Below are 23,975 nucleotides of genomic sequence, written 5' to 3'. Positions count from 1 at the left end.
TTGTGTATGCCCCATTCGTTAGGAGCGCCTAAACAATCGTCTTACCAAATGGACTGCATATCCCATATATCCAAGGATTTAACAAACGGTTCTCCATCTCCCCAAATCTCGAGTCCCAAAGCATCCATACGGCTCGGATATACCCGGGTTGTCAGGCTTTTCAATCCGTTTGCATAGGCTTCGACCATGGAGCGGTCCAAATAAATGTGGAGCTTCAGATTCTCCCCAAGTAGCTCCAACTTACCGCCTTGAACCCCTCCGCACTTTTCTCCCGGGTGCAGCGTCGTTTTCGACCGGTCGACCAAAAGCATCGCTTGATTCCAATCATAATACAGCAGAGTTTCTTCCTCTCCGTCCGGCGTACAACGGACCTTGATTCCGAATTTTTTGGCGCTGCCGGGCTCTAATTCCAATTGAATCTCAAGCATGTCACCATGAACATTCCTAAGCTGTACATTAGTTTCAGCCAATGACTGGTCCCGAAGCGATAGCCGCTTGGGGCCACGCAGCAATTGAAGCTCCTGAATCGGCTCTATTCCCAAACGTCCGTCATCCCTCAAATACACGCTTAACGGCAAGCCTCCGTTATGAGCCCAGCCCGACTTATATTCCATCTCGGACGTCCTGTCGCCTTGGGCTATCGTAAAGACGATATTTCTGCCGGTCTTCGGATCAACCATTCCACTGGGTCCGGTAAAATGGAAATCCCCGACGTCAATCAATTGAGGTTCTTCTTGATCGGGGATGAACGAAAGATTTTGCTTGTCAAGTTGTCCGATCCAATAGAACACCTCGACATCCGCTTCCTTCCCCACAGGGCTAACAAGCAGGAGATGTTTGTTCACCCCCTGCTTGTCCCTGCCAAGGGGAAGAAGCACAGGGAGCTCCCAGATGGGTCCAAGGTAAGGAAACTTCTGAATATCTGCTTTAAAAAACGGCCCTTTATACGTCCAATTCAGCATATCCTGTGACGCAAATGCCAGTGCTGCTCCTCCTTCGATTCCGGACCCGACCAGAGCATACCAACCGTCATCGTCCTTCCATACGAATGGATCTCGGAAATCCCCAAATGCGCCCATTCCCTTCTTCTGCACGATCAACGGCTCTGGATGTTTGACCCACTGAACCAGATCCGGGTTTCCGTCAAGGGTATAAGTACTTCGGGCAAGCGCTACGCTCTGATTCGGAGAAGCGCTGTCATTACCTGCCGTAAAGAACAAGACAGGAAGTCCGTCAGCATCATAGGTTGCGCTTCCCGACCAGATCCCGTCCGGTGCGAGCTGATCCTTTTCGGGCGCCAGGGCCACGGGTAGATCACGCCAATGCACCAAATCCTGACTTACCCAATGCCCCCAATGGATCTGATGAAAGAACGGTCCCTGCGGATTATGCTGATAGAACAAATGATATTGCCCGTCAAAATAGATCGGTGCATGGGGTTCGTTCATCCAATGGGCCGGCGGGCTAACATGATATTGCGGTCTGTGCCGATCAAGTAGCAGTGGCGTTCGGTCTAGCTTGATCTCGTCATAGTTTAATTGCGGCTGGATACCTTCATGAAAGGTATCCAGCACATAACGATAAGAAGCGGCCACTTCTTCCGCGCTCAGCGCCCGATTATAAATCTTGAGTTCATCAATGATACCGCTAAACATGTGCAGGCTGAACACTTCCGCCAGCAGGCTGCTATGGTTATTCTTGCCAATCAGAAGATCCGTGTCCGCCGCCTCAGCTAGGCGGGAACCACGAGGCACGGCAGCTGAAGCGATTTCACTGCCGTTCAAATACAGCTTGATTTCCCCTTGGTTCCCATCGAACACAGCATTCACGTATGACCATTCATTCTTCGGCAGTTCATGGCCGTCTGGCGACCAAAGTTCCTTCCAGTCCCCTCCTTCCAGCCCGACTTGGAAGGACCAGGAACCGTGACGGAACATGCCGAGCAGATAACCCTGCTTGCGATCCAGGTTGTAGCGGTTCACGATGGCGGACAATTTGCCATCATCCCCCCATTCATAGGAGCGTGGGGCTACCCATACTCCTATGCTTAACACTGATCGATACTCTGGGTCGGTGTTCTGATTTCCCTCATCGAACGAATGCGCAATGTAAGTCGAATAACCATCGAACAGAAGCCCATTTCCAATTACCCCCTGTCTCCACCGTGGAGGGCAAGGTTTAGTAAACTCCGCTTGGTTAAATACGTACTGGATTTTATCCTGGACTTGGGATACGCTCTCCAGAGCGCTTGTACCGGTTCCTTCATTGAAGGCCCAATACATGATCAATCCCCGATTATCGGTTGCATGGCTCATACTTCAACCCTCCTTGTGTCTGCTCCGTTGGACCATTGGGAATATGAATGGAGTTAAGAGCATGCATAAAAAACGAGTTCACTATAACTTCCCCTGATTTCGCACTTATCTCAATACGATCCATCGGAGCATCAGGGAATATTTGATCCGTCAGTGCAACCAAACCCTCATTCGCGTACACTTCAACCGCGTTGCGATCCAGCCAAATATGCAGTTTGATCTTCCCATTCTCCGAAACCATTCTAGCACCGTGCTTGCACGCAAACGATGGGTGGAAATCAGTCAGGCCCGATTTCGAACGATCGATGAATAGCCATTGGCGCACAGGGTCATATCCGATAATAGTCTCACTTTGCCCAGAGGACTTCATTTTAATATGAACCTCGTCCCCGGAACGAATGTCGATATCCGCTTCAATTTCAAGCAGAACATCATTCATTTTTTGCGTAAACGGCACCGCTGGCTTAACCTTAACCTCATTCCAACAGAGCGTTCCTTTCCGCAGCTGCTCTATTTCCCGAACAGGCATTTGGGTCAGAACTACGCCCTCGTCTCGGCTGGTCAATGACAAGACGCGAGGCAGAGTCATTGTGCCTCTCCAGGCCCCGGTAGGCGTTTGGTTAGCATATTTCCAGTTGCTCATCCATCCGATGATCACACGGCGTCCATCCTGCTCAGCTATATCCGACCAGGTGACCCCCGCATAATTGTCCCGGCCAAAATCCAGCCACAGGATATGATCGGCCGGATGGTCATTGATGAACGTATTTCCGTCGAACTCTCCGATAAAGTATTGCGTGCGTGAGCCTTCCGGACAGTTGGGATTATCTCCGAGGCTTATGATAAGTACCCATTTGGAATGTCCGCTGTCATCAACCGGTAATTCAAAGAGATCAGGGCATTCCCAAACTCCGTCATGCGAGCCTTCACTCTTTCCGAATTCGCCTGACAACGACCATTCACGTAAATTGTCGGAACGATAAAACCGAACGTGGTCTCCAGCGACAAGAGCCATAATCCAGCATTCACTTGGCGAATGCCAGAACACCTTGGGGTCCCGGAAGTCGACCAGATCATGCTCGTCGAGTATTGGGTTCCCCTCATATTTGTGCCAAGTTCGGCCTTTATCGCTGCTGTAAGCTAGGCTTTGCCGCTGGCGAGGTTGTCCGGTCTCCGGACAGCTGTCTGCATGAGTGAAGAGTGCGATCAATCCATGGGAACCATCGAACAGTCCGCTGCTATTATTCCAGTCAACCACACAGCAACCGGAGAAAATAGCGCCGTGCTCATCCGGGAACAGAGCGATAGGCATATGCTCCCAATGAACCAGGTCTTGGCTTACAGCATGACCCCAATGCATTGGTCCCCATTGGTTACTATAAGGATGGTGTTGATAAAACAGATGATAGACTCCTTCGTAATAGACTAATCCGTTGGGATCATTCAACCAGTGGGAGTGAGGTGAAAAATGAAAACCCGGCCTAAATCTATCATCATCGTGCTGTTTATTTGTCTCGATTATCTGGGTAATTTCATCTGTCGTCGGCATAGATTGAAGAGCCCCTTTCCGTGTGGTTACTAATGCACCACCGGCATTAGCAAAAGTTAGCATACCGATGATTTGCTGTTTGGTCAGCTGATTCAAAGAAATACCAGCATTCAGTATCTTATATAACAAGCAGCCCAGAAAAGTGTCACCGGCTCCTGTCGTATCAATGGCCTCTACTTGAAAACCCGGCACATATCCGTCATGACCCGCTAATCGGTAATAGCAGCCTTTTTCCGCTAAAGTTACGAAGATCCCAGCGATGCCGAATTGCTGTTGCAGCTCTAGCGAGCCTTTTTCCACATCAGTTGTACCCGTTATAAAGTGGAGCTCATCTTCCGATATTTTCAGGATGTCGGTATACTTCATGCCCCAAAGGATATTCTGTTTCGCTTCCTCTTTACTCTCCCATAAAGCAAACCGGATATTCGGATCGAATGAAAGCAGGACTCCTGCCTCTTTAGCCTTCACAACTGCCGCTCTTGTTGCCGTACGGGCCGGCTCATGGGTCATCGACAAAGAACCAAAGTGCAGTGCATGGCAGTTTTCAATCCTATCGAACGGGACATCCTGCGTGCGCAAGTATGTATCCGCTCCTGGTTTCCGGTAGAAGCTGAACGATCGGTCTCCGTTGTCATCCAGATGAACAAATGCCAGCGTTGTATTGGCTTCATCTGTAAACGTAAGCGCAGACACGTCGATGCCACCGTTCATCAAGGTATCGTGCAGCAAGGAACCGAATTGATCATCCCCAACTTTGCTAATCAACGTCGCTCTAGCTCCTAAACGGGATAGAGCAGCTGCTACGTTAGCCGGAGCCCCTCCAGGATTGCATTCAAACTGCCCGTTGCCTCCCGCTGTACGACCTGATGGCGTAAAGTCTATCAATACTTCCCCAATGGTTATTACATCAAGCACAGTTTTCTCCCCACCTATCGTTTGATTATTTATTTTTTAAATTTGCATTATATCGGTCCAACCCTTTTTGATAGATCTCCATTAATTCGTTCAGCCCCATCTTCTCGAGTGTCTTCAGATAGCTGTCCCACTTTTCGTCTACATCGCCATCGACGATGAACTTGCCTCTTTGGGTATTTACATATTTAATAAGTTCAGGCTCAATCCGATTGATTTTATCTAGTTCATCCGGTTCAAAGAAGATGCTCGGATAGTTTTCCTTTTTCATATATGGAGTGTAATATTTCTCCAAATACTCAGCACGATTCTGAGCTCGGGGTTCCATATCAACAACTTTTCCGAAGTCATCGAAAGTAATGACGCCCGGATTCCCTGTGCCTGGAGCCACTTTTTGACGGAATTCACCTGCGGAGACTCCCTTGGGAAGCGGCAGGTTCACCAATTTTCCTTTTTCGTCCTTCTTGAATACGACATCCAACGGACCCCAGTGAATTTGAGCCGCCATGTAAGGGTCATACTGTTGATCGATCCAACGCATCGTCATTGCCGGATAACGGTTCTCCTTTGTAATCACGAAGCTACCTCGTCCCGGTCCTCCGCCGTTGTTGCGACCAATCATTTGATCTCCATTTGGGCCTTTAAGCGGGGGCAGCAGAGCATAATCCTTACTACGCTCCGGTCCGACAACTTCTTCGACTTCCCACCAAACGTAGGAGCCGAGCGTTTCTTCTGGTGTTTTGCCTTTTGCTAAATACTGAGCGGCATCCTGGGTGAACGATTCAGGGTCAATCAGCCCCTGCTTATACCAGTTATCATGAATATATTTTAATGCTTCCTTAAATTGAGGTTGCGAAGCGGTAAAGATCACTTTACCTTCGCGGACGATCCGATGTTCCAAATTATCCGGAAGACCGAAAGCTCCGAATATGCCAGCAATGTCACTACACCACTGCATGTGCATAAAGCTTAATGGGATTTCATCAGCCTTGCCATTGCCGTTTGGGTCCTTCGTTTTAAAGGCAATCAAAGCCTGCGTGTATTCGTCCAACGTTTGAGGTACTTTTAAGTCCAATTTATCTAGCCAATTTTTATTGATGACGTGAAAGAAGGGGTTGGTATCGAGCTTATTCTCTTCCCACGACGGCAGCCCATAGATGTGACCGTCTGGGGCTGTGATGGCTAGTTTAATGTCAGGCCGACGATCGAGAAGCGCTTTCAAATTAGGTGCATATTTATCAATTAAATTCTCCAGCGGAATAATGGTTCCGTCTTTACCGTAATTGATTAGCTCGTAATCTGTGAATCCGGCTCCGTAAAAGGCATCTGGCAAATCTCCGCTGGCCAACAACAAATTTTTCTTCTCTGCAAAGTCAGTGTCTGGAATGTTTCCCCAATCAATTTTTACGTTTGTTTGTTTTTCCAGCCGCTTAAATATTTCCATTTTTGAGTAATCTGGCGCTAAAGCAGCTTTTGGGGATACCATCTTTAATGTCACCGCTTCTTTAACAATCGGAAGACCGGTTTTATTAAAATTTGCATCCTGATCCGGATTCACTGTCTGATTTTTTGACTCGCCACCGCCTCCCGAACATCCGCTAAGAACAAACACTCCAGCCAGCATTAGCATTCCAGCCCTTTTGAATAATTTCATCGTACATAACCTCCTTATGTCAGTCCACAAGCTGAGAACTTCCCTTGTCCTTGTTATTTACTTGTCTGAATGCTGAATTTAGGTATTCTGTTGCACATTCCCCCTTTCAGGCACCCTGACAATGTTAGCCTTTGATCGAGCCGATCATCACGCCTTTAACAAAGTATTTTTGCAGGAAAGGATACAAAATCAGCAACGGTAGGCTGGATACCATGATGACACCATATTTGATAAGCTCTGTAACGCGCATCTTCGCTGCGTAGGATTCCACGTCGATCATCATGCTCGAGTTGGCCTGATTCTGGACAAGAATGTTGCGAAGGACCAGTTGTAATGGATACTTTCTTTCATCGTTCAAGTAAATCAAAGCGTCAAAGAAACCATTCCAGAACCCGACAACATGATACAGTACCATTACGGCTATAACGGACTTAGACAAAGGTAATACGATGCTCCAAAAAAATCTGCTATTGGAACAACCATCAATGGAAGCGGCCTCCCACATTTCATCAGGGATGGTCGACTGAAAAAAAGTCCTTACGATAATGACATTGAACACACCTCCCGCTCCAGGAATAACCAGTGCCCAGATCGTATTCAGCATGTGAAGATCTTTAATCAGCAAATAGGTCGGGATCAACCCCCCACTAAAAAACATGGAGATCAGTAAAAACCACATTATCACCGACTTTCCTGCCATTCCTTTACGAGCTAACGGGTAAGCTGCACATACGGTCACGGCAACTCCGATTAATGTTCCTAGACTCGCATATAAGATCGAATTGGCATATCCAATCCATATAGATGAATCGCTGAATATTCGTCCGTATCCATCCAGCGTAAAACCCTTTGGAAAGAACCATACTTCACCTGAGTAGATGAGATTGGGGTCACTGAGTGAAGCAATCAATACAAAATACAGCGGGAATAATACAAGCAACATAACTATGGTCAGCATGACGTAGTTGATGATGTCAAACCATAAGTCTCCCTTACTTTTTCTCTTTAATAATTGATTCAAATTGATCTCCCCCTTACCACAGGCTGGTTTCCGTCAATTTTTTTGCGATCCGGTTGACGGTGACTATCAGGATAATATTTACAACTGAATTAAACAGGCCAACTGCTGTAGAAAAGCTGTATTGTGCTTTTTGAATCCCAATTTCATAAACATAGGTCGGAATAATATTGGAGGTGGCATAATTCAAATCGTTCTGCATAAGGAAAGCCTTTTCAAAACCGATGCCCATAATGTTGCCGAGTGCGAGAATCAATAAGATGACGATCGTCGGCAAAATGCTTGGAATATCCACATGCATTACGCGCTTCCATTTGCTTGCTCCATCCATGATCGCCGCTTCATGCAATTCCGGATTGACCCCTGCCAGAGCTGCAAGGTAAATGATGGTAGCAAAACCTGTCTCTTGCCAAACCCCTGATAATATATACAAAGGACGGAACCACCCTTCGTCGGCCAAAAACATAATGGGGTCCCCTCCAAACCAAGTGATGATGTGATTCACAATTCCGCTGTTTGGAGACAGAAAAACATTAAGCATACCAACGAGCACTACGGTAGAAATAAAGTGCGGTGCATAAATTACAGTTTGTACAATTTTCTTGTATCTCTTGGCCAGCATCTGATTGAGCATAATCGCTATAATAATCGGAGCTGGGAAGCTAAATACAAGCGATAGAGCACTGAGTGTAAGCGTATTAGTCATGATCGTCCAGAAGTTATAGGAATCGAAAAAATCAATAAAGTGCTTAAAGCCTACCCACTCGCTTCCCCAGATTCCCCGACTTGGTGAAAAATCCTTAAAAGCAATTTGTATTCCATACATCGGATAGTATTTAAATACGAGATAAATAATAATGATTGGCAGCAAAAACAAATACAGTTCATAATCACGTTTGATCTGGTTCCATATTTTGCGATTTGGCTTGATCGTAGAATGATCTAACTCGCTAATTCTTGTATTCACCATTACACTCCCTTTCTTGACATCGGATATTTTCATTTTTGAAACGTTTCCAATTTACTTTAAAAAAACGGGAAGACGAAGCATCTGTTGATCCAGACTTATTCCTTTGATCTCCAAATGAAACGTTTCCAATTTATTATAAAAAAATGCCGAGTTTGCAGATCCAAACTATGATCCAACTGAATGAGCTAATATCTTTACAATTAAGATCATGTAGTTTCGCCTTGCCTGAAGATAACGGGGAGACGATACACTTGCTGATCTAAAGTTATACCATCCATCTTCTGATACAGCAGTCTGATTGTCATACGTGCCATTTCCTCCACTGGCTGCCTGATTGTGGACAATATCGGATGAAAATAAGGATGATTCTGAATGCCGTCGTAACCGATGACCTTTACATCCTCTGGAACGCGAATACCCTGCTTGCCTACTCTTTCTATATATTTGGCGGCTAACATATCGGTAATAGCGAAAATGCCGTCCACATCCTGATACTTATGTAGAAATTCGCTAAAATAGGCATCGTCGTTCACAATAGGGTCTGGTTTCTCGTATATCACATAGTCGACACCTAATTTTTTCGCCTCATCAATGAAACCTTTTCTTCGATTCATGGTTTCACTAAATACGGAAGTTACACTTCCTATAAAAGCCGGTCTCTGGGCTCCCGCTTTAATAAGTTCCCTTAAAGCCATACGCCCTCCCTTATAATTATCCGAGGTCACACAGGTAATTTTTTTGCTAAAGTGTCTGTCAATACTTACAATCGGAATGTCATTGCTTACGCTATTCTCAATATCATTGTAAGTAATGCCGATAATACCAGCCACTTTATTTTGCCGTAGCATATCTAGATAATACAGTTCCTTTTCGGGCTTACCACCGCTATTACATAGCATGAGCTTAAAGCCTTCCCGATCCAACTCATCCTCAATGTAGTAAGCCAGTTCAGAAAAAAAAGGATTCCAGATACTTGGAAGCAGCAAGGCTACCATCTTGGATTTCCTCATCTTAAAATTTCGAGCGACTTCATTAGGGATATAATTCAATTCTTGTATAGCTTTTTCCACTTTTTGGCGTGTATTTGGTTTTACAGAGCCCGAGTTGTTAATAACACGGGAAACAGTTCCCACAGCTACGCCAGCCAGGTTAGCTACATCTTTAATACTTGGCATTTAGCCCCCCCTCTCTCTTATGAAAATCATAATAGCACGAAATTGGAAACGTTTCAATAATCTTTGAAGCACTTTTTTTGACTTTTTTATTGCCTAGCCCGCATGTAGCTAAATCAAGTGTAAACTGGTCAGAAACATGATAAGCCAAGTGACAGAGCTGCCATAGGGTAAATAGGTGATGTCCGTTAGAAGGACGAGTCCGGGTACTTCCTTTCTGAAGTCTCTCTGTAAAAGGTAATAGAACGCGAACCTTTCTTAAAGCCTCGAAAGCAAAGGCCTTCTTGATGTCAGCAAAAAATAAAGTGTTTTCTTAGTGCTTAGATTAATTTATGTATCTTTTTAAAGAACTACATGCTACTCGCGTATGTTCTTAAATTATTAATTGGAAATTGAATATAACGAGATGGACGTAGCCCAAGCGAAGGCTCGGGAGCGTCCTTGGAGGAGTTAATTTGAAGCAAACGACAGATTTTATGAAAATGAAGCAAAACAATGAAAAGATCGTCATGTTAACAGCTTATGACTATCCGTCTGCAAAGCTTGCAGAACAAGCCGGTGTTGACGTCATCTTTGTTGGGGATTCGCTTGGAATGGTGGTTCTCGGTTACGATTCAACTATCCCAGTGACACTCGAAGATATGATTCATCATACCAAAGCAGTAGTTATCGAACATATAGGTCCTTTCGATCCCGGTGATTGGTATCGGTGCTGGGGTAAATGTAGATGCCTCAAGTTCTCGTATATCATGATATTTTGGGTTATGGTGTTGAGCGAGTTGCTAAGTTTGTCCAACAATATCAATCGTTAAATCCATTTTTGTGTCTTTATTATGTTATACAAAGTTGCCTCGACTTATAACTTTGAAGATTTTGAGTTTTGAACTATCGACATCATCCGAGAATTAAAGTAACTGTCTCGGTTTAATTTAATCGGCTTGATTATTAAGTACCGAGGCTTGGTATAGAATCTTGTTACTGAGAGCTCTATAAATTCACGGGAGATTCCGATCTAATTCTTTTCGGCCCTTGTTTTGTTTTTTTGCATATCCCCGTTTTATCGGGGTTTACACTGATTCAGAAGCACTTATTAGCATCTATTCATTTTCAGACTTTGAGCCAGCTACTCCCCATGTTTCCCCGTCAACTTTATAATCACTGCTGCCTCTCCATTGAGGTATGTAGTCTCCAGATCGCAAATCGTCGCTAAAACCTTGGTCAGTAGATTTCCAAGTCACTATGTCGTGGGGAGCGATTACTAATCTTTAATATATAGTTTGTTTTAACCGCCATGAGTTAAACTTACCTTTACTGGATGATCAGAATGGTTCTTCATACAAAGTTTAACATGACCCCAGCCTTTAGGGGCACTAAATGCTTCTCTTACTGTTGCACTTCCCCCGATTTTTGAGAAATTATCTTGTTTCCATTAGTTTTATTTTCTGAAGCTGCACCTGTACCTACAATACCTACCATAGCTAAAGTTAAAATCGAGAACAAATTATCGATTACAATATAGTAGGTCCTTACTGCTCCGAAAGGATTAAGTTCCTTTAACCTTGATGTCCTCTCCTTACTTGGTCGCCGTGTATCTCTATATCCTCTTCCAAATAGTTGGACTACATAACTCTTCCCTGGCTTAATGTAGCTGCAAAGTCTGATTATTTAGTGTGTGATAACTTACCAGTAAATACATCAAATGTTTAAAATGATCTCTATAATACCCTGATTGAGCAATGTCTGTTTTAAAAACGTTCAATTATACTGGTTACCTCTATTCCATATTGGTTAGCCGCTATCCAAATATTCAATAATCGAACAATTCTATCTTCTTGATTGCATCTATCGATGCATCGATATATCCAACATATTCCAAAGGGTAGCGTCCCACATTGAGCTTTTACTGTACGTTCCTCGCTCCAGACTTTGAGGGGTTTGGAGATCGCAGGTGGTCTTATCTCGAGGTGCTCGGCGACCTCCCCGACTATAGCGGCCCTTGTGACAGCCTTTACAGGATGTTTCGGCGAGGCTGAGTGTATGGCAACCAATTAAACATCTCCTTAATTAATCATATACTTAAAAGTACAACGCATTGTGTGGTGTGGTCGTGTCAATTTGCTTAGAATGGACATTGACTCAAAGACCTAAGGATCGCCGGTGCCCACCTTGCCTATATGAAGATAAAATCCTTATGATATGGATTAGAAGAGATTTGAACTTATAGTTAGTAAATATAAATTATATGCTCGATTAGGGAATAGCCGTTTTAAATTGTCTCCCACTGAATAATACTGCTCATTACTTCAATGAAAAAAGCAGCCCCTCTTGAACTGCCCTACTGCTAGTCACTTCAACAATAGGGTGAGTTCATTCATGGGCTACCTTATTTACCTAGTAGCTATTCAGCGTTTTTTAAGAATTCAAGCTCTTTGACAATACCCGGAAATAATTTATCTAGATTGTAAAATGCCAGCAATAAAATTTGCAGGAGAGCCAAGATAATTGGAACGTAGATAAACATGAAATGAATAGACGCTAGCGCAGTAGCACTGATTGTAGCTTGTCCACCAGCATATCCTCCCAACGCCAGTCCCCAACCGATAAGTGCCGCTCCCAAACCGCCTCCCGCTTTTGTGCCGAAACTACCCGCACTGTACACCAGTCCTTCGGTGCGCATCCCTGTCTTCCATTCGCCATACTCAATGGTATCTGCCAACATGGCAAAGAAGGTTCCGAGAATAGCGGCATGTCCAAGCGCTTTAATAACGAGTCCCAGACAGACCGCCATCAGACTTGTGGGACTGACGGCAATGACAAGCGACCCGACAATAAGGAGGATACTTCCGATAATGGAGGAATTTCGTTTACCGATCCGCTTGACGATGGGGGGCAATAGCATATAACCAAGCAGGGAAGGAAGCAGTAAGGATATGCCGAGCACTCCAATCAGATTGGCGTCTTTTAACACATAACGTGCGTAGTAAATATTCATACCCGTGCCCAGTGCGTTATTTATAAAATAGACCACAGCAAACCCAAGGATCAATTTCCAATACTTATTACGCATCAGCGCTCCAAAAGCGCGTCCAAACGGAATTGGCTTTTGTACAACAGATGGAGTAACCCTTTCTTTGGTACTGAAGAAGGTAACAAGAAATAAGAAGGTTCCGAGCAAGCCAAATATAATAAAGGTGAAAATCCACCCTTTTTGACCGCCGCCGAATGACTTCACTAACGGGAGGGTGAAATAATTAATTAGCAAGGCACCAATATTCGCCAGACTCATACGAAAAATATTAAGCAGAGAACGCTGGTAAGAATCCTGCGTTATCATGGAATTAAGCACACCATAAGGGACATTAATGCTGGAATAAATAAAGTTCATCAGCAGATAGGTAACGTAAATGTATAGAATAGTGATCGTCATATTTCCACTTGGAACCGTGAACAAGAGAATTCCAGACAATGCAAATGGCCCGGACATCCACAGTAACCAAGGACGTGCCTTCCCGTGTCTGCTCTTTGTTTTATCGATCAAAGCCCCTATCGCGACATCAATAAACGCATCCAGTACGCGTGCAACTAGCATTAAAGTGCCAATGACCCCAGCGCTGATCCCGATTACATCTGTGTAAAAGTAGGACAGAAAAGTCATTGCGGCGGCAAACAGCAACTGGCTGGCAAAATCACCGAATCCATAACCAATTTTTTCTTTCAGCGTAATAATTGAACCGGTTTGCACTGAAGCCTCATTTCCCCTTACAACAATATCGCTTGAACTTCTCATGCTCATGCTCCTTTTCCCTTGTTATTCTCTACAACTCAAGGTTACCAAGAAAACGTTTTCTTAATTATCAAAAAAACAAGCTGAAATACCCTGAATCCAGCCGATTATTGGTAAAAACAACTATTTTCGTCCAGAAAATACTAGAAAACGTTTTCCGGAGTTGATTATACTCTCCTTATAAACCAAGGTCAAGCGCTTTCTTTGCTCTAGAATCTTTGTTAAACTCAATAAACAATTCAATAAACTGATATAATAAATTCAATCCACTTTGAGAACCTATTTTCTAAATAAATACTTGCTTGAAAGTCGGTGTGTACAATGAAAATGACTATAAAAGATGTGGCTCGAATGGCCAACGTCTCCATTTCTACAGTTTCCAGAGTGATCAATAATAGCCAGACGGTCAACAGTGAAATACGCAAACGAGTTCTGGATGTTCTTGAAGCCACTCAATTCCGTCCAAATGCCATAGCACGGACATTGGTAAAGAATAATACATCTTTGATTGGGGTACTTCTGCCCGCGATTAAAAACAACGTTTTTGATGACATGGTTGAAGGCATCAATCAAGTAGCGCATCTATACGGCTTCGATGTCATAATCGCCTTGTCAGGGGGAGACGCGGACTCTGAATTACACTATTACAATATGTTCCGTGAAATGCAGGCGAGCGGAATTATTATATCGGTAAGCGGAATCCGGGATGCGCTATTCGCGCTCATTGAAGCGGCGGGAATTCCCTGCATCCTTGTCGGACGGGATTTCCGAGACCAAACCATTCCTTCCGTGCATGTTGACAACATAACGGCTGCTTTTGAAGCGGTAACTTATCTTATACAGCAGGGTCATCAGGATATCGCGATGCTGCAGGGGCCAGCGGGGGATATTTCAGTGAGCAATCAGCGTTTTTTGGGCTATGAACAGGCATTGAAGGCTGCTCACTTGCCAGTACGCCCCGAACGTGTGTTGGAAAGCGGCTTTTCAGTTGAAGATGGCATAACTTCTATGAGAAAACTTTATCATTCAGGCCCACTGCCTAGTGCGGTGTTCTGCGCAACGGACCGAGTTGCCATAGGCGCTATGAACTTTCTGGCCGAAAATGGGGTGAAAATACCTGAACAGGTCTCTTTCTTCGGATTTGACGACATTGACATGGCTACAATAATCCGGCCTAAATTGTCAACTGTCCGATATTCAGCATCCGAACTTGGCATGGTCGCCGCCCGCAATCTCGTTAAGCTTATTAGAGGAGAAGAATTGGCGGCTGTCCACTGGTCCATATCTCATCAGTTAGAAATTCGGGACAGCAGTACAAAACTTGGAGTATCCTAACCTTTGATGCTCCTACGGGTTGCGGGAAATGCTTAACCGGCAGGGGGGGTCTTTTCAGCGAATCCAACGCCGAATAATGGAAACGTTCTCTTGCAGACTTTTTCGCAAAAGGGCATGATTGGGGATACGCAGAAACCAGGCTCGGTTTAAATTGCCAGACTCGCTCGTATTCAATTTTCTTTTCGATAGCAGTCAGATTAACTATCAATAAGAAAAGGTTGCTTTCTAAGTCAATACAAGGACTCAGAAAGCAACCTTTTCTTCGAGTTATTAAGCTTGCCAAATATCTTTCAATTTCCAGTATGTCAACTCATTTACTAGAGCCTCTCCGCCCTCCGTTACGAGTTCTATGCCTAGCAGTTTTTCACTCGAATAGATGCGACTTGTCATCGTAGCTTGCCCTTCATTAGCAAATATTTCAATGGATGAGCGATCCAGATATACATGTAACGTCAGCTGCCCCTCTGCACTTAAGGCTGTTTGACGTACTCCATCCGTCTTTTTGCCTGATTTAGAACAATCAAGCATAAGTTTCTGACCCGGGATAGAATAAGTGATAACCGTTTCCTCCTCACCTGTTCCGCGAAGCTTCAAGCCTACCAGATCTGCACTTGACTTCGTCAGGTCGAACACGACCTTCACTTCAAGCAGATCCGCTTCAACTTCCGTCAAGTAACTGCCAGAAATAGCGCAATATTGGTACAAAACATGTTCGCTTTGACGAAGCAACTTCATTTCCTCTACTGGGTTCATCAGCAATTTATTATTGGCACCCAGCGTAATTACACGTGGGATCGTCAATGCTCCGGACCAGCCGTCTGCTTTCGTCGGCATATCCGATTCCCACATATCCATCCAACCAATCGCAATGCGGCGACCTTGATCATCTAGAAAAGTTTGAACCGCATAGAAGTCATGACCATTATCCAACTCGACGAACTCTCCATGTTTATATTCATTACTATCATAATTATATTCGCCAACATAATATCCCGTCTGGAACAAATTATTGTACTTATCTCCTTGCGCATCAATACCTTGCGGGGAGAACATAAATATATGCTTACCGTTCAGTTCAAAAAAATCAGGGCACTCCCACATGAAGCCCATATTCTTATCTCCCTGCAGAAGCACACCATGATAGGTCCAAGTTCTAAGATCAGGAGATGTATATAGAATAACACGCGGCAACTCTTCTTTCGTGCTGTTACCTAGGATCATGTACCATGTATCCTCATGCTTCCATACCTTCGGATCACGGAAATGCTGTGAGCTATCTGTTGGAGGTTCAGCGATTACGGGATTCTGCCCTAGTTTTGTAAAATGAATGCCATCTGTACTTACTGCCACATTTTGATTTTGGAAAAAGATATTGTTTGGTTGATCAATATAGTGATGGCCAGTATAGATTAATGTCAATTCGCCGTTATTATCTACTGCGCTTCCTGAGAAGCAGCCATCAAGGTCACATGCATCTCCAGGCGCTAATGCAATCGGACAATGCTCCCAGTGTACAAGGTCTTTACTCTTGACGTGACCCCAATGCATTGGACCCCAGTTCTCATCATAAGGATGATGCTGATAGAAGGCGTGATATTCACCTTTAAATTGGATTAATCCATTGGGGTCGTTCATCCAGTTTGCTGGTGCCATAACATGATAGCCTAATCGGTACCGCTTGTTCATTTTTGCTTCTGCCTGTTTCAATGCTTCCTCAGCTTGCTTTGTATTGTTATTATATGTGTTCATTTGTCTTCCTCCTATGCTGTTTCAATATGCTTGTTAGGCTTGGGATCCAGATTTTTCGGTTCTTTCTTTAAGGTAAAGATTGAGATTGTTGTAAAGACAAATACGAATACACCCATAATCACGTACGTATTTGCAAAACCTCTAATGTCATAAGACATACCGGCGATTGGCGAGAAGATCGAAGCTCCTACCTGACTCATAAACTGGAATCCCACCAGATACAAGATCGAAGACAGACGCGTATCGAAATTAGCAGCCAAGTACTTAAATACGGCGATCAGCATGATTGGCAGTTCCAATGCGTGAATCAATTTCATAGCTGAGATACCATAAGGTCCAATAACTAAGCCTGAACCCATGATCCGGAACGCCATCAAGAACCCTGCCAATATCAGACCCTTTTTTGCTCCAATTTTGTTGACAATGAAAGGCGCTAAAAACATCATGCCTGCTTCCAAGAACACTTGTAGGGAATTTAAGTAACCATAAACTTGATTGCCTAATGCAACCGTTGAGAACGTCGATGAAAAGTAATTCGGGAACTGCTGGTCATACACATTGTAAACACAGGTAACACCAAGAACATATAAAATGAAGAACCATAAATTCTTATTTGCAAACAAATATCCGATTTGCCTAAAGTTAACAGATTCTGCTCGCTCCACCTCGGAATCTGTCATCTCAACTTTAATTGTCATCATAATGATAAACAGAATGACAGCAGATACTGATGCAATCCAGAAGTTAATGTTAGGGTTGATATTGAAGAGCTGACCAGCGAAAAATGTTGCTGCTGCCCAACCTAGCGAGCCCCACATACGAGATTTCCCGTATTCAAATTCATATTTTCGGCTGATTTTCTCGACATAAGATTCAATAGCTCCGATCCCTGCCAAAAAAGCAATACCCAAGTAAAAGCCACCTACAATGGCGCCGAGAAATACATTGTATTGAAGTAACGGCCCATAGATAAAGATATAGAAAGGACCAACAAATAAGAGCAAAGAACTGATGAGAAATAAAATATGCTTCTTCAATCCGATTTTATCAGATATATAGCCATAAAGCGGTTGCATACATAGCGCAAAGATAGCGTTTACAGTAAAGATAACACCTGTTTCAGCACCATTCAGACTGATTTCTTGCCCTAGCCAGATGGAGAACAATGAATAACTTGCTGACCAAGTAAAGAAGAAAAAGAAGAAATAGGCACTTAGTTTCCAGTACATGCTCTTTGACTTTCTCATATCGAACGCTCCTCTAAGTTGAACATTTGGATGTAAATGAAAGCACTTTCGTATTTACAGATCGATTATATGTCAACCGCTTTCATATGTCAACCGCTTGACATATTTTCGGAAGAAAAAAGAGCTCTCCTCTTTGATTTCAATTACTCTAATAAGGATAGCTCCAATTTATATCACAATGCTAAAAACGTTGGAATTGTATTAAGCTGTACTAGCTTTAATAAGTTTCACTGGTAGATAGGTTTCTCGCGGGACATCACTGTATCCACCTTCAATTTCTTTAATAAGTAACTCTATGGAAGATCTCGCGATCTCCTGTATTGGTTGCTGAATTGTCGTTAATTCAGGGAGAAGATTGCGGGTTGTTTCTGTTCCGTCATACCCAATTACGCGGATATCTTCAGGAACCCGTTTTCCTCTTCTTTTTGCTTCAGCAATAAAAGACGCTGCCACCATGTCATTACTCGCGAACAATCCATCTACTTCAGGATGTTCATCGAGCAAGCGTTTAATCGGTTCATCGTGATTCTGTTGGTGAAAGGGATCATGTACTTCATAGGTAATTGCCTCTCGACTATACTGCTCCATCACATCTTCATATGCTTTTCTTCTTAAACTTGCTGGTGTTTCCAATTCAACAGGGCCATTTATGTGTAAGATATGCTTGCACCCCTTTTCAATAAGCAGCTCTGATGCCAGTTTTCCACCCATATAATTATCCGATCCTACAACTGGGATTGAATCGGATAGGAAACGGTCGATCGCAATAACTGCAATATTCTTCTGTTCATAATTTACGATACCTCGGTTGTGTGTACCGACGATAATACCGTCAACTTGATTTCGCATAAGCATATCTACATAAGACTCTTCTTTATCCAGCTGATTTAAGCTGTTACATAGCAACAGCTTATAGCCTAATGACGCACAAATATTCTCTATATGGAAAGTCAGCTCTCCGAAAAATGGGTTGCTCGTAGTTGGAATGATTAATCCAATCAGATTTGTCCGTTTAGTAAATAATGACCGAGCTACATCATTAGGAAAATAATTTAGCTCCTGCATCGCTTTATGAACTTGATCCTTCGTTTCTTGACTGATATAGCCACGATTATTAAGTACGCGAGAAACCGTAGTCGGTGAAACTCCAGCTAATTGTGCAACATCGTTCAGTTTTGGTTTCATTGATTCAACCTGCCTTCTCTTCATGCCAAGTCTCCAATTATTCTATTATTTTAACATTGTTAAACGTGAAAAAACATGTCTTCATCATTCCGCGCTGTATATGCAATGACATCATTTTAACCATTATTGTTCATCATATTTCAATAATATATGTTCCTGTCTCTCCTCGAGAATATTGTATACACTATGTAGTATGTATGAGGTGGTGAATAAACTTGGTTGAAATATCATCTAGAGAGTTATGGATAAATGTATCTATTAAAGTGTATACACCCCGATATTTTTCTCATTTTATATGGACTAATATGTGAATTTACCGTAGTGAAAAGAATCTCACATATGATTTCGTAAAAGTCGTTGTCGCAGGACATTAGTAAACAAAAAAAACACCCCTCAGAAATCCTGGAATGAAGTATATCACATAATATAGTAACTTCCTCGTGGGGGTAAGTGTTACTGCAAAAGGGACAAAAAAACACACAATCCAAAATAAAGAACTCATCCTATCATAATAGCCGCTCCTAAATTTTTCAGGAGCGGCTACACGCTTAATTCAAATTGATTTTAAATCTATCCTTTGCATTGCCACCTAAAACGATCAAGCCACCTTTGGGCAGCACAACCGAATTGTTATGGCTGGCAGTTGAAAAATCTACAACCGTTCCGTTTTCATCATAGACAGCGAACCCTCCACTTGTTGGAACATCAACGGTCATCGTTTTATGGGCTACGTTTTTATCTATTTTAAACCATGTGGCTTGACCATTCGATGGTATGGTGTACACTGATTTCCCGCCCAGGACAGGTTTAATAGCATCCTCACTGATGTAGGACTGTCCATCTATGGTTAAATACTCTGAACCATCCTTGGTAGTAAAATTCAGATCAAATGCATCTCTTCCACTCATAACAGGAATCTCAACGGCATTAACGGCTTTATTCTCATCCACAATTTTAGTACCACTTGCGTATCCATCATGATCAACGGATATTTTTTTCGTTATAAATGAGGGGACCAGATAAAATATGGAAGATATCTTTTCATCCAAAGCATAATAATTTTTCCCGTTTCTGTTTTCCCATGCCTTTTTAACTGTGAGGTTTACAGGATTGGCATCTAGCTTTTGATATTCATAAGTCACCATAACCATTTGACCTAATCCCGGAAAGTTTAAGTAGAAGTTAGCCTTAATATACGTTTTCCCGTTTTTTTGTTTGTCAAAGCCTATGGCTACACTGCCATCACTGCTTTTGAATTCTCCATTGCCTGTATACACATATTTTTGCGCCGGGACTATTCCATCCAGAAAAGCTGGTAATTCAAGCTCTCCGTTTTTAATTTCTACATTGATGGTTGTACCCACAGTGCCATATAATCCAGAATAAGTAAGTAAATCAGATGGCATTTCCACTTTTACAGGAGGCTCAAAGGTTTTACCCGGTAGAATGCCTTTAATGATGCCCTTGTCTTTTAGAAGCTCCAATAAAACATTAGAAGCAAAAATACTATCCAGGATGGAAGAACCTCCAGATGAAAGCACAGCCATAGAAATATGATGCTCTGGTATGGTGATCAAAGTAGAATGATACAAAACAGTATCCCCACCCTTGGACAACGCAGTTATTCCGTAATCACTAAACGGTGCCAACTGAACCGCATCCCAACCAAGTCCATAATTAAAGCTGTTTGTCTCTTCAGGCACCCATATTCCTTTTCGATATTCATGACTTTGCATGGACTTCGCCGATTGTGCAGATAAAATATCAGGCCTGTTCCCTGTTAATACCTCCGAAAACATAGCCACCTCTTCTGCGGTGGAGTATAAGCCCCCTGTCCCGATGACATTGGCATTTTCAACCGGCAAGGCCCCCTCAATCGCAGGAAAATAAGTTTTGGACAGCTTTTGTCTATCAAACTGATCGAGTGGTGTTTTCGTAGACTTCAAACCCAAAGGTGCACTAATATGCTTTGCCAGAAATTCGGTGTAACTTAGACCACTCACCCGTTCAACCAATATTTCAAGCAATTGAAAACTATCATTACTATATACAGAATATTCGCCGGGGTTGGATTTCAAAGTTTCTGATTGTAATCTCAGCAATAGCTCATCATGATTTTTTGTATCATTGTCATTAAATAACATACTATTTTTTAAGTGGGCACCGTAAAGGCCTGACGAATGATTTAACAGCATACGCGGTGTAATTTTTTTGTACCTTTCATCGACCATTGTAAAGTCCTTAATGTATGTTGTGAGCGGCTGATCAATATCTACCTTATGGGCATCCACCAGCATCATCGTTGCAGCAGCTACATACATTTTGCTTGTAGAGCCTATACCAAACATCGTATCTTTGGTGATCGGCTCGTTGGTTGCTTTATTCTTTACACCCACGCTATCCGATAATACGATGTTTCCATGGTCCATAATGGCATACTGCACACCGCTAGCACCGTATTTGGATACCAGCTCAGAGGCCAGACTGCGAGCCTTTTCCTTGATGGGTTCAGGAGTGCCTTGAGCAAAAGTATTCGTCATTGGCAGCACAAAAAGCATAGCAGAAACGAACACAGCTATTATTTTCTTCATTCCATATTTCCTCCTCTTATAGCTTCATCAGACTTTATTACTGACCTGATCATACAACGAACGAGGATTCTATATAAAAAAACACCCTTAAACGTAAAAAACAATCCCTAAACAACAAGATGTCTAAGGAATGTCCTTATAAAATGGTAATAAAACCATATTATCGAATACTTTATTTTTCGTTTCAATGGTCATATTCCCACCGTATTTATCACATATTCTAGATATATTGGTTAAGCCAATGCCATGAACATCCAGGTTTGATTTTTGACTATGCAAATGAGCCACTTCATTCTCCACATGATTCAGAATGTGAATGAAAAGCGCAGACTCATTGGAATGTATTTTAATCAGAATGTACCTGTCATCAGCAATCTTGACCTTTTTAGATGCTTCTATGGCATTATCCAGCATATTCCCTAGAGCGACACATAAATCATAACGTTCAATATTTACTTTCTGTGAGTATAAGTTGAGCTGAGTATCCACCTTGATGCCATTGGCCTGAGCAATATTAAGACTATTTGTAACAAGAGCATCTATAACCAGATTACCAGTGTTAACCCTTTGATATGCTCCTTCGATTTTATTTAATGTGATCTTAATATGTTCACTCGCCTCAGCTAATTCATTTCTCTTGATACATTCGTCAATATACAAAAACTGTTGATGTGTATCATGAATGATTCTCTTTATATTTTTGAAGCTGTGAACCGTTTTTTCGTAGTTAGCATCTTGGTAGTCCATCTGATGTTGTAGTTGAGCATTTTCATGCATTAACTGGAATTTTTCAATAACATTATCGAAGATGTATATAATAAAAACATTTAAAGAAATAAAGCCAATAATAGAGCCAAAATAATACATATTCTTTTCACTATAAACAGATAAAACATTGACCTGGTATATACTTATGATGGGAACGATTAAAAATAAAAAATAGTAACGATGCTGCAAAGGGAAGGTTCTGCGTTTGGCGAATAGCCGTATAATCTGAATGACAGCAAACATGATAATACAGCTGAGTAGCATAACCTTAGAAAATATCAAGTGATCCTGTCCGCTCAAATGACTAAAGTTGCTAATCTTAACGGAGTCTACAGCATATAAAATATACAGGGATAAAAGATTAACGATGGTGATCAACACAGCATAAAGAATGGAAAAAATGATCTTTGTCTTTATTTCCACGTTATAAGAATGAGCCAAGCTAAATATGACAAATAACGCCAAAATGGAGGAAAACGTAGGAGTCAGATAAACAGTTAAATATAAGAAGTTCAACAACCCGAAAATAATGAAATACATCATTCTATTCGGCTTTCGACTGGACTTATCAAAAACCGAGTTGAAATAAAAATTGACCTGAAAGCACATCACCAGTACGACACATAGGTTAAGAAACAGGTAGTTATATGCCATCATATTAATGCATCTTCATAATCATAAATTTGGTATACAAATCTTTAACTTCTTTTAATTTAGAACGTCCAATTGGCAACTTCACATCATTTGACATCAGAACATCACCACCAGCAAATTTTTTGACATGAATTAAATTTATAATAATCGAACGATGAATTTGCAAAAAATTATGTTCCTTTAATGCTGATGCATAATCAGAAAGAATCCCTTTGCTATCATAGGTTTGTGTAGAGGTTACAAAATGCAGCTTGTTTTTTATGGTCAAGCTTTTGGCCACTTCAATACTAATGATATCCTCATATTTTAAAAGCACTTCCTCATAAGCTGACTTGATGATAACGAATTTTTTATCGAGAGCTTGAAAATATTGACACAGCTTTATTATTTTTTCCTCAAAGATATGGGGAGCAATCGGTTTTATTAAATATTGAAATGTAACTACGTCAAAACTTTCCACCATATATTCAGGGTAGCTCGTTAAAAAAACAATCTGTTCATCTAGGTGATTTAAACTCCTTATTTTTCGGGCGGTTTGAATTCCGTTCATGCCATTCATTTCAACATCCAATATTAAGATATGGAATGGAGACTCATGGTTTTGATAATGAGCTACTAGTTGTTCTCCTGAGTCGAATAATTCAACTTTAAATTCTATATTTGTTTTGATTGATAAAGCGATCAGCATATTTTTAACAAGCTCTCTTTGCTTGTACTCATCATCGCAAATAGCCACTCTATACATAAATGCCCCCCTTTCCCATTACATGTTGCAAGGAAGTATAGTCTGAACAGTATACAATATTTTAATATTCTATACATAGCTTTTGGATAAAACGCAAATTCAAATCCCTTAAATGCGATTTATTGTGTGCTATTCGTTCTCTATGTTTAGACGTTCCCTTTTTGCCATCAGGGCTTGCGTAGGTTGGTCGGTTTGTGGACGATGTCGCTGGAATGAGGTTTGCTGCTGTTTTGACTATTTTGACCCGTTGAATAAGAACACAACTTGTGATTTATTAGGAAGATAGGAATTGATGTATCAGGAGAACGACTTTCATACATAAGATTT

General features: G+C 42.1%; 14 protein-coding genes and 1 pseudogene. 2 read left to right on the top strand and 13 right to left on the bottom strand.

Annotated elements, in window-relative coordinates; translation table 11 throughout:
* Positions 1–41: 41 nt before the first annotated feature.
* From HFD99_RS15845 to HFD99_RS15820, 6 genes are all read right to left on the bottom strand, one after another.
* The gene (locus HFD99_RS15845) at positions 42–2,315 is read right to left on the bottom strand and encodes a GH32 C-terminal domain-containing protein (RefSeq protein ID WP_123797222.1); all 2,274 of its coding nucleotides are present in this window, start codon (positions 2,313–2,315) and stop codon (positions 42–44) included.
* Positions 2,296–4,779: a PfkB family carbohydrate kinase gene (locus HFD99_RS15840; protein WP_123797221.1), complete on the bottom strand. Its 2,484-nt coding sequence runs from the start codon at positions 4,777–4,779 to the stop codon at positions 2,296–2,298. Before HFD99_RS15840 ends, HFD99_RS15845 begins: the two co-directional genes overlap by 20 nt.
* Positions 4,780–4,804: 25 nt before the next feature.
* A complete protein-coding gene (locus HFD99_RS15835) occupies positions 4,805–6,430 on the bottom strand; it encodes an ABC transporter substrate-binding protein (RefSeq protein WP_123797220.1) in 1,626 nt (541 codons plus the stop codon).
* 124 nt (positions 6,431–6,554) lie between these two features.
* Complete coding sequence (locus HFD99_RS15830) at positions 6,555–7,451, bottom strand: carbohydrate ABC transporter permease (RefSeq protein WP_123797219.1); 897 nt, start codon at positions 7,449–7,451, stop codon at positions 6,555–6,557.
* Positions 7,452–7,464: 13 nt separating this feature from the next.
* Positions 7,465–8,418, bottom strand: coding sequence for an ABC transporter permease (locus HFD99_RS15825; protein ID WP_026065421.1), 954 nt, complete (start codon positions 8,416–8,418; stop codon positions 7,465–7,467).
* A 206-nt stretch (positions 8,419–8,624) separates the two neighbouring features.
* Positions 8,625–9,593, bottom strand: coding sequence for a LacI family DNA-binding transcriptional regulator (locus HFD99_RS15820; protein ID WP_025364902.1), 969 nt, complete (start codon positions 9,591–9,593; stop codon positions 8,625–8,627).
* Positions 9,594–10,045: 452 nt separating this feature from the next.
* Here HFD99_RS15820 and HFD99_RS26075 point away from each other — a divergent pair.
* Positions 10,046–10,255 (top strand): annotated as a pseudogene (locus HFD99_RS26075) (3-methyl-2-oxobutanoate hydroxymethyltransferase); the annotation flags it as partial.
* 1,733 nt (positions 10,256–11,988) lie between these two features.
* Here HFD99_RS26075 and HFD99_RS15810 read toward each other — a convergent pair.
* A complete protein-coding gene (locus HFD99_RS15810; RefSeq protein ID WP_045245378.1) occupies positions 11,989–13,377 on the bottom strand; it encodes an MFS transporter in 1,389 nt (462 codons plus the stop codon).
* A gap of 318 nt (positions 13,378–13,695) precedes the next feature.
* Here HFD99_RS15810 and HFD99_RS15805 point away from each other — a divergent pair, with 318 nt between their 5' ends.
* The gene (locus tag HFD99_RS15805) at positions 13,696–14,709 is read left to right on the top strand and encodes a LacI family DNA-binding transcriptional regulator (protein ID WP_080582301.1); all 1,014 of its coding nucleotides are present in this window, start codon (positions 13,696–13,698) and stop codon (positions 14,707–14,709) included.
* A gap of 270 nt (positions 14,710–14,979) precedes the next feature.
* On the opposite strand, the gene HFD99_RS15800 is transcribed toward HFD99_RS15805, so the two are convergent.
* From HFD99_RS15800 to HFD99_RS15775, 6 genes are all read right to left on the bottom strand, one after another.
* Positions 14,980–16,458, bottom strand: coding sequence for a glycoside hydrolase family 32 protein (locus tag HFD99_RS15800; RefSeq protein ID WP_016820916.1), 1,479 nt, complete (start codon positions 16,456–16,458; stop codon positions 14,980–14,982).
* 11 nt (positions 16,459–16,469) lie between these two features.
* The gene (locus HFD99_RS15795) at positions 16,470–17,705 is read right to left on the bottom strand and encodes an MFS transporter (RefSeq protein WP_016820917.1); all 1,236 of its coding nucleotides are present in this window, start codon (positions 17,703–17,705) and stop codon (positions 16,470–16,472) included.
* A gap of 201 nt (positions 17,706–17,906) precedes the next feature.
* The gene (locus tag HFD99_RS15790; RefSeq protein WP_017426933.1) at positions 17,907–18,890 is read right to left on the bottom strand and encodes a LacI family DNA-binding transcriptional regulator; all 984 of its coding nucleotides are present in this window, start codon (positions 18,888–18,890) and stop codon (positions 17,907–17,909) included.
* Between the two features lie 548 nt (positions 18,891–19,438).
* Complete coding sequence (locus HFD99_RS15785) at positions 19,439–21,481, bottom strand: serine hydrolase domain-containing protein (RefSeq protein WP_016820919.1); 2,043 nt, start codon at positions 21,479–21,481, stop codon at positions 19,439–19,441.
* A gap of 123 nt (positions 21,482–21,604) precedes the next feature.
* Positions 21,605–22,906: an ATP-binding protein gene (locus tag HFD99_RS15780; protein WP_016820920.1), complete on the bottom strand. Its 1,302-nt coding sequence runs from the start codon at positions 22,904–22,906 to the stop codon at positions 21,605–21,607.
* A 1-nt stretch (position 22,907) separates the two neighbouring features.
* Positions 22,908–23,648, bottom strand: a complete 741-nt coding sequence (locus HFD99_RS15775) for a LytR/AlgR family response regulator transcription factor (protein ID WP_016820921.1) — start codon at positions 23,646–23,648, stop codon at positions 22,908–22,910.
* Between the last annotated feature and the right edge of the window lie 327 nt (positions 23,649–23,975).

This window comes from Paenibacillus sp. EKM301P (genome assembly GCF_011800295.1).
Classification (GTDB): domain Bacteria; phylum Bacillota; class Bacilli; order Paenibacillales; family Paenibacillaceae; genus Paenibacillus; species Paenibacillus polymyxa.
Note: the sequence above shows the minus strand (reverse complement) of the source record. Positions and strands in the feature narration are given on the sequence as shown.